17 protein-coding genes are annotated in these 15,557 nt (G+C 71.6%); 2 read left to right on the top strand and 15 right to left on the bottom strand.

Annotated elements, in window-relative coordinates; translation table 11 throughout:
* Positions 1–50 precede the first annotated feature (50 nt).
* The gene (locus tag ACXAHD_RS15705) at positions 51–974 is read right to left on the bottom strand and encodes an aspartate carbamoyltransferase catalytic subunit (protein WP_281554545.1); all 924 of its coding nucleotides are present in this window, start codon (positions 972–974) and stop codon (positions 51–53) included.
* Positions 971–1,597: a bifunctional pyr operon transcriptional regulator/uracil phosphoribosyltransferase PyrR gene (gene pyrR / locus ACXAHD_RS15700; RefSeq protein WP_281554544.1), complete on the bottom strand. Its 627-nt coding sequence runs from the start codon at positions 1,595–1,597 to the stop codon at positions 971–973. Before pyrR ends, ACXAHD_RS15705 begins: the two co-directional genes overlap by 4 nt.
* A gap of 288 nt (positions 1,598–1,885) precedes the next feature.
* On the opposite strand from pyrR, the gene bldD reads away from it, so the two are divergent.
* Positions 1,886–2,374 (top strand): transcriptional regulator BldD, encoded by a 489-nt coding sequence (gene bldD / locus ACXAHD_RS15695; protein WP_123601171.1) that lies wholly within the window; start codon positions 1,886–1,888, stop codon positions 2,372–2,374.
* A 98-nt stretch (positions 2,375–2,472) separates the two neighbouring features.
* Here the strand turns inward: bldD and nusB are convergent, their stop codons facing one another.
* The 6 genes from nusB to aroC form a co-directional block, all read right to left on the bottom strand.
* The gene (nusB, locus tag ACXAHD_RS15690) at positions 2,473–2,880 is read right to left on the bottom strand and encodes a transcription antitermination factor NusB (RefSeq protein WP_281554543.1); all 408 of its coding nucleotides are present in this window, start codon (positions 2,878–2,880) and stop codon (positions 2,473–2,475) included.
* Positions 2,881–2,903: 23 nt separating this feature from the next.
* On the bottom strand, positions 2,904–3,461 hold the full coding sequence (gene efp / locus ACXAHD_RS15685; protein ID WP_123601169.1) for an elongation factor P: 558 nt from the start codon (positions 3,459–3,461) through the stop codon (positions 2,904–2,906).
* Positions 3,462–3,595: 134 nt separating this feature from the next.
* Positions 3,596–4,039: a type II 3-dehydroquinate dehydratase gene (gene aroQ, locus ACXAHD_RS15680; protein ID WP_281555554.1), complete on the bottom strand. Its 444-nt coding sequence runs from the start codon at positions 4,037–4,039 to the stop codon at positions 3,596–3,598.
* A gap of 17 nt (positions 4,040–4,056) precedes the next feature.
* Positions 4,057–5,133 carry a 3-dehydroquinate synthase gene (gene aroB / locus ACXAHD_RS15675; RefSeq protein WP_281554542.1) on the bottom strand — a complete coding sequence of 359 codons (1,077 nt, stop codon included), beginning with the start codon at positions 5,131–5,133 and terminating at the stop codon, positions 4,057–4,059.
* 11 nt (positions 5,134–5,144) lie between these two features.
* Positions 5,145–5,669 (bottom strand): shikimate kinase, encoded by a 525-nt coding sequence (locus ACXAHD_RS15670; protein WP_281554541.1) that lies wholly within the window; start codon positions 5,667–5,669, stop codon positions 5,145–5,147.
* Entirely contained in the window at positions 5,669–6,847 is a 1,179-nt protein-coding gene (aroC, locus tag ACXAHD_RS15665) for a chorismate synthase (RefSeq protein WP_281554540.1), read from the bottom strand. Before aroC ends, ACXAHD_RS15670 begins: the two co-directional genes overlap by 1 nt.
* A 122-nt stretch (positions 6,848–6,969) precedes the next feature.
* Between aroC and ACXAHD_RS15660 the strand changes: the two genes are divergently transcribed.
* Entirely contained in the window at positions 6,970–8,160 is a 1,191-nt protein-coding gene (locus ACXAHD_RS15660) for a multidrug effflux MFS transporter (RefSeq protein WP_475051370.1), read from the top strand.
* Here ACXAHD_RS15660 and ACXAHD_RS15655 read toward each other — a convergent pair.
* From ACXAHD_RS15655 to ACXAHD_RS15625, 7 genes are all read right to left on the bottom strand, one after another.
* Complete coding sequence (locus tag ACXAHD_RS15655; RefSeq protein ID WP_281554538.1) at positions 8,116–9,027, bottom strand: shikimate dehydrogenase; 912 nt, start codon at positions 9,025–9,027, stop codon at positions 8,116–8,118. The two genes, ACXAHD_RS15660 and ACXAHD_RS15655, sit on opposite strands and share 45 nt — an antisense overlap.
* 1 nt (position 9,028) lies before the next feature.
* Positions 9,029–10,225, bottom strand: coding sequence for an endolytic transglycosylase MltG (gene mltG, locus ACXAHD_RS15650; RefSeq protein ID WP_281554537.1), 1,197 nt, complete (start codon positions 10,223–10,225; stop codon positions 9,029–9,031).
* Positions 10,225–10,695, bottom strand: coding sequence for a Holliday junction resolvase RuvX (gene ruvX / locus ACXAHD_RS15645; RefSeq protein ID WP_281554536.1), 471 nt, complete (start codon positions 10,693–10,695; stop codon positions 10,225–10,227). The genes mltG and ruvX overlap by 1 nt, the downstream gene beginning before the upstream one ends.
* Before the next feature lie 15 nt (positions 10,696–10,710).
* Complete coding sequence (gene alaS / locus ACXAHD_RS15640) at positions 10,711–13,395, bottom strand: alanine--tRNA ligase (RefSeq protein ID WP_281554535.1); 2,685 nt, start codon at positions 13,393–13,395, stop codon at positions 10,711–10,713.
* Positions 13,392–13,697: a hypothetical protein gene (locus ACXAHD_RS15635; RefSeq protein ID WP_281554534.1), complete on the bottom strand. Its 306-nt coding sequence runs from the start codon at positions 13,695–13,697 to the stop codon at positions 13,392–13,394. The genes alaS and ACXAHD_RS15635 overlap by 4 nt, the downstream gene beginning before the upstream one ends.
* 16 nt (positions 13,698–13,713) lie before the next feature.
* Positions 13,714–14,175, bottom strand: coding sequence for a DUF948 domain-containing protein (locus tag ACXAHD_RS15630; protein WP_281554533.1), 462 nt, complete (start codon positions 14,173–14,175; stop codon positions 13,714–13,716).
* Positions 14,176–14,280: 105 nt separating this feature from the next.
* Entirely contained in the window at positions 14,281–14,934 is a 654-nt protein-coding gene (locus tag ACXAHD_RS15625; RefSeq protein WP_281555553.1) for a hypothetical protein, read from the bottom strand.
* Positions 14,935–15,557: the final 623 nt, after the last annotated feature.

Genomic DNA, 15,557 nt, shown 5'->3' with positions numbered 1-15,557 from the left:
CGCGTGGAATCGGTGGTGCCGGTGAGAATGTCGGTGACCGGTTGGCCGCATCAACCGCGGCCGCCGAGCAGCAGGTAGAGCACGGCCATCCGGACGCTTACCCCGTTGGCGACCTGTTCCACGATCGTGGAGCGGGGCGAGTCGGCGACCTCGGCGGAGATCTCCATGCCCCGGTTCATCGGACCGGGGTGCATCACGATGGCGTGCCCGGGCAGCCGGCGCAGCCGGGCCCCGTCCAGGCCGTACCGGCGGGCGTACTCACGGGCGGACGGGAAGTAGGAGTCGGCCATCCGCTCGTGCTGCACCCGCAGCATCATCACCACGTCGGCGGTGGGCAGCACGGCGTCGAGGTCGTAGCCGACCCCGACGCCGGGGGCGAGCGCGGTGGCGATGTCGACCGGGATCAGCGGCGGCGGCCCGACCAGGGTCACCTTGGCGCCGAGGGTGGCCAGCAGCAGGACGTTGGACCGGGCCACCCGGCTGTGCAGCACGTCGCCGACGATCACCACGTGCAGGCCGGCGAGCCGGCCCAGCCGGGCCCGCATGGTGTACGCGTCGAGCAGTGCCTGGGTCGGGTGCTCGTGGGTGCCGTCGCCGGCGTTGACCACCGACCCGTCCACCCAGTTGGCCAGCCGGTGCGGGGCGCCGGAGGCGGGGTGGCGGATCACCACCGCGTCGGCCCCCATCGCCTGCAGGGTGAGCGCGGTGTCCTTGAGGCTCTCGCCCTTGGAGACGCTGGATCCCTTGGCCGAGAAGTTGATCACGTCGGCGGAGAGCCGCTTGGCGGCGGCCTCGAACGAGATCCGGGTCCGGGTGGAATCCTCGTAGAACAGGTTCACCACGGTCCGCCCCCGCAGGGTGGGCAGCTTCTTCACCTCGCGGCCGGCCAGCGAGGCGAGTTCGACCGCGGTGTCCAGAATCCGGGTGGCGTCCGCCGCGTCCAGATCGGCGCCGGACAGCAGGTGCCTGATCATCGCTGGTCCCTCCCCCGCTGCGGACCGTCCGCCGCCTGGGCCGCGCCGGGGGAACTGAACAGCCGTACCTCGTCGGTGTCGTCGGTCTCGGCGAGCAGCACCTTGACGTTCTCGGTGAGCGCGGTGGGGATGTTCTTGCCGACGTAGTCGGCGCGGATCGGCAGCTCCCGGTGGCCCCGGTCGACCAGCACCGCCAACTGCACCGAACTGGGCCGGCCGAGGTCGCTGATCGCGTCCAACGCCGCCCGTACGGTCCGACCCGAGTAGAGGACGTCGTCGACCAGGATGACCCGCTGTCCGTCGATGCCACCGGCGGGCAGTTCGGTGGGCCCGACCGCACGGGTGGCCTTCAACCGGAGATCGTCCCGGTAGAGGGTGATGTCGAGCACACCGACCGGGACGCCGACTCCTTCGAAGGCGCGGATCCGGTCGGCGAGACGGCGGGCGAGCGGCACGCCCCGGGTGGGAATTCCGAGCAGTACGGTGCGTTGCGCCCCGTTGGTCTTTTCCAGCACCTGATGGGCGATCCGGTCCACAACGCGTTGAATGTCGGCGCTGGTCAGGATGCTCTTAACTGACGGTGGCATCGTCGCCGATGATTGGGTGGCCGACGGGTAGGCCACAGCGGACCCCCTTCCCCGCCTCACGGGACGGGTCGTTAAAGGACGTCTTGGGTATCGCCAGCCAGCACCCGGCTGGTCAGCGGTCACGCCGAACGTTACCAGCGTCCCGTTGCCGAGCCGATATGGGGCGCTGAGTGTCGCATCAGTAAGACGAAATTTGGGGCAAGTCGTCACGATCTTGTTCACTGGTAGCTATTCACCACTTGACCGCGCTTGCGAACCGCCGTACCGTCACGCTCCGTAGCGATCGCTGGGGAAAGCCCCGGGCAAAGCACTGGGAGAGTCCGTATGCCCTCTGAGTACGCCAAGTCGTTGGGCGCCCGCCTGCGCTCCATCCGTCAGCAGCAGGGGCTGTCCCTGCAGGGGGTGGAGGAGAAGTCGAACGGGCGTTGGAAGGCTGTCGTCGTCGGTTCCTACGAGCGTGGGGACCGGGCAGTCACCGTCTCCCGCCTCGCCGAGCTGGCCGACTTCTACCGGGTACCCGTGTCGGAACTGCTGCCGGACGGCAGTGGGGTACGTCACGAACCCACCAGCAAGATCGTCCTGGACCTGGAGCGGCTGTACGACGAGGTCGGCGAGGACCTCGCCTACGTCGCCCGGTACGCCCGGGCGATCCAGCAGCAGCGTGGTGACTACAACGGTCGGGTGCTGTCCATCCGCGCCGATGACCTGCGGGCGCTGGCGATCGTGTACGACTCGTCGCCGTCCGGCCTCATCGAGCGGCTGAACGAGCACGGCGTACTGGTCGCCGACCCGCGGGCGTTCTTCGCCTCCTGACGGCTGCGCGCCCAACCGCTGACGGGCCCGATCCAACTGGATCGGGCCCGTCAGCGGTGCCGCGTGGCACCGTGGTCGCGGAATGGCGGCGGGAGCCGCTAGTGCGGGGTGTACTCGGCGATCCGGTCCAGCAGACCGTTGAGGAACCGCGGCGAATCGTCAGTGGACATCTGCCGGGCCAACTCGACCGCCTCGGTGATCGCCACCGGGTCGTCGATCTCGTCGACGTAGAGCAACTCGTAGACGGCGATCCGGGCCAGGTTGCGGTCGACCACCGGCATCCGGTCCAGCGTCCACCCCTCGGCGTAGCTGCCGATCAGCTCGTCGATCCGGTCCCGGTGCGTCGCCACCCCTTCGACCAGGCCGACCGCGTAGTCGAGATGCTCCGGACGCGGGGACAACCGGGCCAGGTACCCGACCAGCACCTGGGTCGGCGGCAGACTGCGCATGTCCGCCTCGTAGAGCACGTCCAGGGCCCGTTTGCGCGCCTTGCGACGCGCTGGCATCGAGGTCTTCGGCCCCTCGGCCATCAGGCTCGGCCGAGGTAGCGGCCGTCGCGGGTGTCGACCTTGATCTTCTCCCCGGTGGTGACGAACAACGGCACCTGGACGGTGGCCCCCGTCTCCATCGTGGCCGGCTTGTTTCCGCCGGTCGACCGGTCACCCTGCAGGCCCGGCTCGGTGTAGGTAACCTCGAGGACCACGCTGGTCGGCAGCTCGACGTACAGCGGCACGCCCTCGTGGGTCGCCACGATCGCCTCAGCCTCGGGCAGCAGGTAGTTCGCTGCCTCGCCGACGGTGCCACCGGGCACCATGATCTGGTCGAAGGTCTCCAGATCCATGAAGACGTAGTCCTCGCCGTCGGCGTACAGGTACTGCATGGTCCGCTTGTCGACGGTCGCGGTGTCGACCTTGGTGCCCGCGTTGAAGGTCTTGTCGACCACCTTGCCGGAGAGCACGTTCTTCAGGGTGGTGCGCACGAAAGCGCCGCCCTTGCCGGGCTTGACGTGCTGGAACTCCACGACGGCCCACAGCTCGCCGTCGAGGTTGAGAACCAGCCCGTTCTTCAGGTCGTTGGTGGTCGCCATTTCCTGCCTTGATCATCAATGTACGGACGGATCTACCAAGTCTATCGGGCCGGACCCTGCTCAGCCGGCACGGCCCGGACCCCTACCCGTCCCGACGCGGTCGGGTGCGGCCCACGACCGGCAACCGGGCCGGCTCAGCGGGGACGGGCCGCGGCCAACCGGGCGACGTGCAGCAGCGCCAACCGGTAGCCGTCCACCCCGAGCCCGCAGATCACCCCGGTGGCGACCGCCGACACCACCGAGTGGTGCCGGAACTGCTCGCGGGCGTGGATGTTGGAGATGTGCACCTCGACGAGTGGTCCGCGCAGCAGCGCGCAGGCGTCGCGGACCGCGTACGAGTAGTGCGACCAGGCACCCGGGTTGATCACCACGGCGGCCTCGGCGTCGGCCGCCGTGTGCAGCCAGCTGAGCATCTCGTGCTCGGCGTCGGTCTGGCGCACCTCGACGTCGAGCCCGGCGTCCCGGCCCACCTGCTCGCACATCGCCACCAGGTCGGCGTAGCTGGTCAGCCCGTACACGTCGACCTGACGGCTGCCCAGCCGGCCCAGGTTCGGGCCGTTCAGCACGTACGTCCGCAACGCCGTGCCGTCTCCCGTCACGCCGCCACCTGCCGGTACGCCTCGGCGAGCAACGTGTCGGCCGGGCCGTCGAGAATCCCGGGTCGGGCCAGCGCGTCGAGCACCACCAGCCGCAGCCGGCTGCCCCGGGCCTTCTTGTCCACCCGCATCGTGGCCAGCAGCTGTGGCCACGCGTCTGCCCGGTACGTGGTGGGCAGCCCCAGGGCGGCGAGTACCGACGCGTGCCGATCGGCGACCGTTGCGTCGAGCCGGCCGGCCAGCCGGGCCAGGGTCGCCGCGTAGACCAGGCCCACCGACACCGCGTGCCCGTGGCGCCAGCGGTAGTCTTCCACCTTCTCAATCGCGTGGGCCAGCGTGTGCCCGTAGTTGAGCACCTCGCGCAGCCCCGACTCGCGCAGGTCGTCACCGACCACGTCGGCCTTGACCCGCACCGCGCGCTCGATCAGCTCACGCACCTGCGGCCCGGTCGGGTCGGTGGCCGCTGCCGGATCGGTCTCGATCAGCTCCAGGATCGCCGGATCGGCGATGAACCCGCACTTGACCACCTCGGCCAACCCGGCGGCCAGGTCGACCGGCGCAAGGCTGGTCAGCAGGTCCAGGTCGGCCAGCACCCCGGCCGGCGGGTGGAACGCGCCCACCAGGTTCTTGCCGGCCGCCGTATTGATTCCGGTCTTGCCGCCCACCGCCGCGTCGACCATGCCGAGCAGGCTGGTCGCCACCGGTACCCAGCGGACCCCACGCAGCCAGCAGGCGGCCACGAAACCCGCCAGATCGGTCACCGCGCCGCCGCCGACTCCGACCACCGCGTCAGTACGGGTGAAGCCGGCCGCGCCGAGCTGCGCCCACGCCTGCCCGGCGACCTCGATCGACTTGCCGGCTTCGGCGTCCGGCACCTCGATCAGCAGCGGTTTGACACCGGCCGCGGCGCACCCGGTGGCGATCCGGTCGGCCTGGCCCTGCAGCGGGGGTGCGTGCAGCACCGCCACCCGGTCCGCGCCGGGCAGCAGGTCGGACAGCTGGTCGAGCAGCCCATGACCGATCAGCACGTCGTACGGTCGGTCGCCGGGCACCGGGATACAGGTCGTCGAGTCCATCGGCACCGAGCCTAGTACCCGGGCCGGTCGGCCGGTGTGCGCAGCATTGTCGCGATCTCCTCGGCGACCTGCTCCGGGGTACGGCCGTCGGTTGCCACCCGGTGCGTGGCGACCCGCTCGTAGAGCGGGCGACGCTGCTCCAGCAGGTGCCGCAGCGTGGCCCGCGGGTTGATCGCCAGCAGCGGTCGGCCGGCGTCGAGGCCGACCCGACGGACCGCGTCGGCCAGCTCGACGCCGAGATGGACCACGGTGTGTCCGGCGAGCGCGGCGCGGTTCTCGTCGGCCAGCACCGCACCGCCGCCGAGCGCGAGCACACCGTCGAAGCCGCGCAGTGCCGCCCGGACCGCCGCCCGCTCCAAGGCCCGGAAGTGCTCCTCGCCGTCATCGACGAAGATCTCCGGGATCGGCTTGCCGGCCGCCGCCACGATGTCGGTGTCGGTGTCGCGGAACTCACAGTTGAGCAGCCCGGCCAGCACGGTACCGGTGCTGGTCTTGCCCGCACCGGGTGCGCCGACCAGCACGCAGGCCGGGGCCATCAGCGGATCACCAGGTGGTCCAGGTACCCGGCAAGGTTGCGGCGGATCTCGGCGACCGAGTCACCGCCGAACTTCTCGGTGGCCGCCTCGGCCAGCACCAGCGCCACCATCGCCTCGGCCACCACCGCGGCGGCCGGCACCGCGCAGACGTCGGACCGCTGGTTGATCGCGGTCGCCGGCTCGCCGGTGACGACGTCGACGGTCGACAACGCCCGGTTCAACGAGGAGATCGGCTTCATCGCGGCCCGCACCCGCACCGGCTCGCCGGTGGTGATGCCGCCCTCCAGCCCGCCGGCCCGGTCGGTCGCCCGGCGCACCCCGGCCGCAGTCGGAATGATCTCGTCGTGCGCGACCGAGCCCCGCGACCGGGCCTGCTGCCAGGCGTCGCCGATCTCCACACCCTTGACCGCCTGGATCGACAGCACCGCGGCGGCCAGCCGGGCGTCGAGCTTGCGGTCCCACTGGACGTGGCTGCCCAGCCCCGGCGGCACCCCGTAGGCGAGCACCTCGACGATGCCGCCGAGGGTGTCGGCGTCGGACTTGGCGGCGTCCACCTCGGCGACCATCCGGGCGCTTGCCTCGGGGTCGAGGCAGCGCAGCGGGTCGGCGTCGACCCGCTCGGCGTCCTCCGGGCGGGGCTGCAGTCCGGGTTTGGCGGCCACCGAACCGAGCTCGACCACGTGCGACACGATCTCGATCCCCAGTGCCTGCCGGCACAGCGCCCGGGCGACCGTACCGACGGCGACCCGGGCGGCGGTCTCCCTGGCGCTGGCCCGCTCCAGGATCGGCCGGGCGTCGGTATGGCCGTACTTCTGCATCCCGGCCAGGTCGGCGTGCCCCGGTCGGGGCCGGGTCAGCGGGGCGTTGCGGGCCTGCCCGGCCAACTCGACCGGGTCGACCGGGTCGGCCGCCATCACGGTGCGCCACTTCGGCCACTCCGAGTTGCCCACCCGGATCGCGACCGGGCTGCCCAGCGTCACCCCGTGCCGCAGGCCGCCGACGATCTCGATCTCGTCCTGCTCGAAACTCATCCGGGCACCCCGGCCGTAGCCGAGCCGGCGCCGGGCCAGCTCGCGACCGATCTCGGCACTGGTCACCTCGACGCCGGCGGGGACGCCTTCGAGGAGTGCGACCAGCGCGGGTCCGTGGGATTCACCTGCGGTCAGCCAACGCAACACGTCGGAAAGTGTGGCACGGCGGGGTCGGGGCCAGGTGACCCACGTCGCCCGCGTCCCGCCCTCCGGACACCACCCGAGCCGCCCTAACGTACGGTTGGTCGGTTTCGGGGGGTGGTGGCTTCGTGCCGTACGACATCCGCCGCCGACCAGCGGTGCTACTCATCCTGCTCGGCGCGGTCACCGCGGTGGGGCCGCTGTCGATCGACATGTACCTGCCGGCGTTCCCGGCGATCAGCGAGGACCTCACCGCCACCCCTGCCCGGGTGCAGCTGTCGCTGACCGCGTGCCTGATCGGCGTCGCGTTCGGCCAGCTGGTCGGCGGGCCGGTGAGTGACCGGTGGGGGCGGCGGCGTCCGGCGCTGGCCGGCACCACCGGCTACATCGTCGTCTCGCTGGCCTGCACGCTGGCCCCGAACGCCGAGGCACTGGCCGGGTTGCGGCTGCTCCAGGGCTTCGCCGGCGGGGTAGGGGTGGTCGTCGCCCGCGCGGTGGTGCGCGACCTCTACTCGGGTGCCGACGCGGCCCGGTTCTTCTCCCGCCTGCTGATCATCTTCGGGGTGGCACCGATCGCCGCGCCGGTGCTCGGCGCGGCGGTGCTGCGGGTGGCCTCCTGGCGGGAGATCTTCGTCGCCCTCGCGGTACTCGCCGCGCTGCTCACCATCGTCATGGCCCGCTGGCTACCGGAGACCCTGCCGGAGGAGCGCCGAAACACGGACGGTCTGGCTGGCGCCGCCCGGGCGGCCCGGCTGGTCCTCACCGACCGGGCGTTCGTCGGGTACGCGTCCACCCAGGGTCTGGCGTTCGCCGGCTTGTTCGCCTACATCTCCGGATCGCCGTACGTGCTGCAGGACGGCTTCGGGCTGTCGCCGACCATGTTCAGCCTGGTGTTCGGGGCCAACGCGGTCGGGCTGATCGCGCTCGGGCAGGTCAACGCCCGACTGGTCGGCCGGTACCGGACCCGGCCGTTGTTCGTCGGCGCGTTGACCGCCGGAGCCTGCGCTGCGGCGCTGCTGGTGGCCGGCGCGACCACCGGCCAGCTGTGGCTGATCGTGCCGGCGCTGGCCGGCTACGTCGCCACGATCGGGATGCTGATGCCGAACGGGACCGCGCTGGCCCTGCAGGACCACGCCCGGCACGCCGGCACCGCCGCCGCCCTGCTCGGCGCGGTCCAGTCGGGAATCGCCTCGCTGGCCGCGCCGGTGGTCGGGCTGGCCGGCACGGCCAGCGCCACCCCGATGGCGCTGATCATCCTCGGCGCGGCGGGGCTGTCACTGGTCGCCGCGTGGGCGCTGACCCGTGACCGCGGCGGCTGAGCGCGCCAGCTCACCGGCCGGGCCGGCCGACCGCGCGGCGGACAACGCGGCTCGCATCGCCGCCACCGGCGCGGCGACCCCGGTGAACTGTTCGAACTGCCCGACCGCCTGGGCCAGCAGCAGATCCAGCCCGGAGACCACCCGGCAACCGGCGGCGGCCGCCGCCGAGGCCAGTGGAGTCGGCCAGGGATCGTAGAGCGCGTCGAAGCAGACCGTGCCGGATGCCCACGGCAGCTGGCCGGCGTACGGGTCGGCAGCCCCCTTCGGCAGGGTGGAGACCAGTACGTCGGTGCCGGCCGCCGCCGGGGCCGCCGACAGGGCGGTACCGGTCATCGACACGCCGAGCGCGCCGGCGACCGGCACCAGCTCGTCGACCGCCGCCGGTCGCCGGGCCGCTACGGTGACCGATGCGGCGGCCAGCGCGGCGGCGGCCGCCAACGCGGCCCGGGCGGTGCCGCCAGCGCCGAGCACGGTGAACCGGGCACCGGTGCCGACACCGGCGTCGCGCAGCACCGCGACCATCCCCGCCACGTCGGTGTTGTCGGCGAACCAGGTGCCGTCGGCCCGGCGTACCAGGGTGTTGGCCGCCCCGACCGCGGTGGCCACCGAGGAGGCCCGCCCGGCCAGGGCGAGCGCCGCCTCCTTCAACGGCATGGTGACCGACAGCCCGGCCCACTCCGGGCCGAGACCGGCGACCAGGCCCGCCAACTGCGCCTCGGCGCATTCGATCGCGGTGTAGCTCCAGCCGGTCAGCCCGGCGGCCTGGTAGCCGGCGTTGTGGATCACCGGCGACAGTGAGTGCCCGATCGGCATGCCGAGCACCGCGGCCCGCCGCCGGACGGCGGTGGACGGTCGGGGGGCGGACACCTCAGAGGATGCCGTTCTGCTCGGCGATCTCGATGTTCTGGTTGTGCTGGTCGAGGGTCTCGGCGAACGCCGAGCGGCCCTCCTTGTCGATCGCCACGAAGTAGACCCAGTCCTCGTCCGGCGGGTTGATCGACCCTTCCAGGGCGGCCTTGCCCGGGTTGTTGATAGGCGTGGGCGGCAGCCCGCTGTGCGCGTGGGTGCTGTACGGATTGCTCTCGTCGTACAGCTCCTCGCGGGTCATGTCCTTGGACGCCTTGGTCTCCTGGCCGGTCAGCTCCCAGTAGTAGTTGACCGTCACATCAAACTGCAGGCAGCTGCACGGGAAGGTCTCGCTGTACACCCGGTTGTACGCCACCCGGGAGACCTTGGCGAGGTCCTCGGCGATACCGGCCTCGGCCTGCGCCAGTGACGCGACGATCAACGCCTCGTACGGGCTGATCCCGCCGCGTTCGGCCTGCACCCGGTCGGCGTATTCCAGCTCACCGGTGACGGTCAGGAACCGGTTGACCATCACCCGGAGGATCTCCGGGGCGGTGACGTCGGGATCGAAGTCGTAGGTGTCCGGGAAGAGGAACCCTTCGGCGGAGACCGTCACCTCCTGCCCGTCGGTGCGGGTCATCCACCACTCGGGCACGCCCAGGGCCAGCGGGTCCTCGGCTGCGGTGGCGAACTCCTCCGCGGGGATGTCCGTCGACTCGGCCAGCAGCCGGTAGATCTGCTTGGCGGTACGGCCCTCCGGGATGGTCACCCGGTTGGAGACCTTGTTCTCCAGGTCCAGCAGCAGGCCGAGCGCGGTCGCCGCGCTCATCTCCAGACGCAGCGTGTAGAAGCCCGGCTGGATGTTCTGGCTGCGGGAGTTGTCCCGGGCCTCGTTGACGAACGCCTTGGTGCTCTTGACCACGCCGGCCTCGACGAGGGTGTTGCCGATGTCGGTGGCGGTGTCGCCGGCCCGGACCTGGACCACCACCTCACCGGTGCCGCCGCCGTCGTAGTCCGGGGTCGCGAAGTAGCCCTGTACCCGGTCGAAGCCGTACCAGACACCGCCGCCGAGCACTCCGAGCAGCAGCATGGTGACCAGCAGCGCGGCAAAGGTCTTGCCCCGGCCGCCGCTGCCGGACGCCTTCTTGCGCCGCGCGCCCCGACGGTGCCGGCCCTTGTCTGCCCGGTCCTCGAAGGCGAGGTCCAGTTCGTCGATCATCACTTCTGCCTCCGCTGCGCGTCCAGCCAGCTCTGCAGGATCTCCACGGCGGCCGCCTGGTCGACCACCGTACGTTGACGCCGTCCTCGGACGCCCCGCTCGGACAGCCTACGGCTAGCGACCACCGTCGACATCCTTTCGTCGGTCGTCAGGACTGAAATCGGCGACACCGCCACTTCGAGTAACCGTACGTATGCGCTGACAGCGTCGGCGGCCGGTCCGTGGCGGCCGGCGAGGTTCACCGGCAGACCGACAATAACCGCAATGACCTCGTACTCATGGACTATCTGGACAATTTTCGCGATGTCCGTAGGCAGGTCGGCCGGTGCCGTCGCGCCGCCGGTCGACAGGTCCCGACGCACCGTCAGCAACGGGGTGGCGAGAATGCCGTCCGGGTCGCTGATCGCCAGACCGACCCGGACCTGCCCCACGTCGACGCCCAGCCGGCGTCCACGGACGAATCCGCTCACCTCGTATCGCTCATCTCAGGCCGTTTCGGCGATCGCCTTTTCGACCGCGACCAGCAGGTTCGCCGCCTCGGCCGCCGGCAGCCCGCCGCCCTGCGCCAGGTCAGCGTTGCCGCCACCCCGGCCGTGCAGCGCCCCCTTGACCAGCTCTGCGGCGGACACTCCGCGTGACCTGCCGGCCGCGTTCACCGCCACCACCAGCGCCGCCTTGCCGTTGGCCCGGACCGCCACCGCGACCACCGCCGGCCGGGCCGGGTCGATCTTGCCTCGGATCTCCTGCGCCAGGGTCCGTACGTCGTTGCCGGCCGCGCCTTCGGGCGCCTCGGTGCCGACGAAGGCAACCCCGCGCACGTCACGCGCCTGGCCGGCGATCGCCGCCGCGCCGCCGAGCACCAGCTGGGCGCGCAGTTTCTCCAGCTCCTTCTCGGCGTCGCGTAGCTGGGTGACAGTCTGCTGGACCCGGTCCGCGACCTGGTCTGCCGGCACCCGGTACAGCTCAGCGAGCCGCGCCACCAGCAGGTGCTCGCGGGCCAGGAAGTTGAACGCGTCGATGCCGACCAGTGCCTCCACCCGACGCACACCGGAGCCGATCGACGACTCGGAGAGGATCTTCACCACACCGAGCTGACCGGAGCGGGTCACATGCGTGCCACCGCACAGCTCCCGGGCGTAGTCACCGACCTCGACCACCCGGACCTCGTCGCCGTACTTCTCCCCGAACAGCGCCATCGCGCCCAGCCGGCGCGCCTCCTCCTGGGAGGTGATGAACGCGTTCACCTCCAGGTCACGCAGCAGCACCTCGTTGACCTGCTGCTCGATGTCGTGCAGCACCGACGGCGCGACCGAGCCGGGGGTGTTGAAGTCGAACCGCAGCCGGCCCGGCGCGTTCAGCGACCCCGCCTGGGTCGCCGACTCGCCGAGAACGTTGCGCATCGTCTGGTGCACCAGATGCGTCGCGGTATGCGACCGGGAGATCGCCCGCCGCCGCGGGATGTCGATCTCGGCGTAGCCGGACTCCCCGGCGCGCAGCTCGCCGCTGACCACCCGCGCCCGGTGCACAATCAGGCCCGGCACCGGCTGCTGCACGTCGAAGATCTCCACCCGGCCGGCGCCGACGGTGAGCAGGCCGGTGTCCGGCTGCTGGCCGCCGCCCTCGGCGTAGAACGGGGTGCTGTCCAGTACCAGCTCCACCACGTCGCCCTCGCCGGCCGCGGGCAGTGCGGCGCCGCCGGCGCCGAGCAGCGCCCGGACCCGCGACTCACGGGACACCTCGGCGTAGCCGGTGAACTCCACCGGCCCACCGCTGTCCAGCACCCCGCGGTACGCGGACATGTCCACGTGCCCGGTCTTGCGGGCCTGCGCGTCCGCCTTGGCCCGGGCCCGCTGCTCGGACATCAGCCGGCGGAAGCCGTCCTGGTCGACCGAGAGCCCCTGCTCGGCGGCGATCTCCAGGGTGAGGTCGATCGGGAACCCGTAGGTGTCGTGCAGCTGGAAGGCCTGGTCGCCGGAGAGTTTGCCGCCGCCGGCCGACCTGGTCTGGGCGATCGCCGTGTCCAGGATCGTGGTACCGGCGCGCAGCGTGGACAGGAAGGCGTCCTCCTCGGCGTACGCGTACGAGGAGATCCGCTCGAAGTCGGCGGCCAGCTCGGGGTACGACGGCGCCATGCAGTCCCGGGCCACCGGCAGCAGCTCCGGCAGAGCACGGTCCTGCCAGCCGAGCAGCCGCACCGAGCGGATCGCCCGACGCATGATCCGGCGCAGCACGTAGCCGCGACCCTCGTTGGACGGGGTCACCCCGTCACCGATCAGCATCAACGCGGTCCGCACGTGGTCGGCGATCACCCGCAGCCGTACGTCGTCGGGGTGCGACTCGCTCGCCGCCTGCCCGGAGCCCGCGCCGTACCGCTTGCCGGTCAGCTCGGCCGCCCGGTCCAGGATCGGACGCACCTCGTCGATCTCGTAGAGGTTGTCCACCCCCTGCAGGATCGACGCGATCCGCTCCAGGCCCATGCCGGTGTCGATGTTCTTCTTCGGCAGGTCGCCGACGATGTCGAAGACCTCTTTGCTCCGCACGTCGGTGATCTCGTACTGCATGAAGACGAGATTCCAGAACTCCAGGAAGCGGTCCTCGTCGACCTCCGGGCCGCCGTCCGGGCCGTACGCCGGGCCCCGGTCGTAGTACAGCTCCGAGCACGGCCCGGCCGGCCCGGGGATGCCCATCGACCAGAAGTTGTCCTTGTTGCCCCGGCGCACGATCCGCGCCGCCGGTACGCCGGTGCGCCGCCAGATGTCGGCCGCCTCGTCGTCGTCGAGGTAGACGGTGACCCAGATCCGTTCCGGGTCCATGCCGAACCCGCCCGCGTCGACCGGCCCGGTGGCCAGGTCCCAGGCCAGCGGGATCGCGCCCTCCTTGAAGTAGTCGCCGAACGAGAAGTTGCCGTTCATCTGGAAGAAGGTGCCGTGCCGCGACGTCTTGCCGACCTCGTCGATGTCCGGGGTACGGATGCACTTCTGCACGCTCGTCGCCCGCTGGTACGGCGGGGTCCGCTGGCCGAGGAAGTACGGCACGAACTGCACCATGCCCGCGTTGATGAACAGCAGGTTCGGGTCATCGATCGCGGGCAGCGGAGCTGACGGCACCACGGCATGGCCGTTGGCCTCGAAGTGCGCGAGGAACCGCCGCTTGATCTCCGCCGTTTTCACCGAACGTCCTCCTGGGGGAATATCTCCACGTCACCGACGCTCGGGTCACCCCGCAGGTCGGCGAACTGGTCGTCGAACGCCACGCCCTCAGCGAACGCGGCCTGGATCTGCTGCTCGCGCTCTGCCATGCCCTCGCGGACGTCCTCCACGAAGGTACGGACCGACTCGACGAGGCCACCAGCGGATTCCGACACCGAGGAGGCGATCCCGGACGGGGTGTAGGACTGGGCGGTCCGGGCCAGCTTGCGGACCACGACCGCGCCGACGGCGATGCCGACACCGAGCCAGAGCAGGCGTTTCATGACGGCGTCCTCCCGGTCATCCGGCGTTGCGCCGGGCTGCCCGGCGCCGCTGCTTGAGTTCCGCCCGTACGTCGCGCTCCTGCTCGGCATGCCGGCGGGCGGACGCGGCCCGGCGTACGCCGTACCCGAAGGCGGCGACCTTGACCAGTGGGTTGGCCGCCGCTGCCGAGACGACGGTGGCGAGGTTCGCCACGTTGGCGGTGACGTTCTGCGCGTGGCCGGTCATCGTGTCGATCTTGGCGAGCTGGACGTTCACGCCGTCCAGCGTGGTGTGCACCTGCCCCAGCGCGGTGTTCACGTTCTCCACCGAGGTGTTGACCTGCCCGAGCAGCGGACCGGTGCGGTCGTTCAGGTCGTTGATCGCTCTCGTCGCCGCGTCGACCGTGTGCCGCAGCCGCAGGATCGGCACCGCGAGCACCAGCACGAGCATCAGGAACGCTCCGGCCGCCACCAGCGCCGCGATCTGTCCACCGTCCATGCCTGTCCTCCTCTGTCACGACGCCTCGCCGCCGCTGCTCACCTGACGGCGGTCAGCTCGCGCCGCACCACCGTGCAGACCCTACCGTCAGTGATGGTCGTCCGCTCACGACGGTTCGACCTCCAGATCCAGCAGCGGGTCGTCGGTGAAGACCGGATCCGGATCCTCACCGGTGAGCGACGGATCGATGCTCGGCTGTGGCTTCATCCGGTCGTCGCCGATGGCGTTGCGTACCTTGATCGACACGACCGAACCGGTGCAGGTCTCGGCCTCGGTGACCGGCGGCGAGTCGGCCGACTCGCCGTCGGTCGACTCCCCGGACGGCGGCTCCACCGTCGGCCGTTGCAGCAGCAGGTCGTCCGAGCAGGCCGGCGGCCGGACCCACAGGTCGAGAGTGAGTTCGTCGCGGGTCCAGCAGTTGTACTGGCCGTCGACCGGCTGGGACGGGCACAACTCGGCGTCCCACGGCAGCCATCCGGCGTCGGTCAGCGCCGCGGTGTACACCTGAGCGGTCTCCTCCGTACCGCGTTCGGAGGTCATCGTCCGCTCGCGGAAACGGCAGTCGATGAGGCACCAACGGCTCCCGCTGACCGCGTCGGTACGCTCCTGCGCCGCCCACTCGGGCACGTCGAGCCCGTCCAGGGAGTTGAAGACCGGGTCGCGGGTCGCCGCCCGGATGCCGAAGTAGAGCGGAAGCGCGGCCAGCACCACGACGGCGACCAGGATCAGGGCCATCGCCCGCAGCCGACGCTGCTGCAGGTTCGGGCCACCCTGCTCGGAACCCGACTGGCCGGCACCGGAGGACTCGGGGTCGGAGGGCTCGGGTCCCGACCGGTCGGGGCGGTACGGCCCGGACCGGACCGGTGTGCCACCCCCACCGGAGGCCGGGGCGCCCCCTCCAGAGACCGGCGCGGCTCCCGGCACCGGCGGGGCTCCCGGCACCGGCGCGGCGCCGCCGGACACCGGGGCGACACCACCCGGCCGCACCGGTCCACCCGGCCGCACCGGTACCGACGCCGACCGCGCCACCGTCGCCCCACCGCCGGCACCGGAAACGGGGCGGGCCGGAGCAGGCACCGGCCGATCGTGGTGCGGCGGCGCGACGGCACCGGCAGGCCCACCGGACACCGGCCGGCCAGATGCCGGGGCGGGCGCGCCGGGCATTGTCGCGATGCCGCCGGGCCCGGGTTGAGCTGGTCGGCCGGGTCGGCCGGGATGACCGGGATGACCGGGATGACCGGGATGACCGAAGGTGCCGGCCTCGTTGGGACGGCCCGGCGGATCGGATCGGCCCGGCTGGCCGGGGCGGATCGGACCGGTGGCGTACGGATCCCGTCGGTCGATGGCCGGCGGCCCGGTCACGGGTGGCCGCGGCCCGCCGC

The organism is Micromonospora sp. ABR4_055 (assembly GCF_056160425.1).
This window is presented reverse-complemented; position numbering and strand designations above follow the sequence as displayed.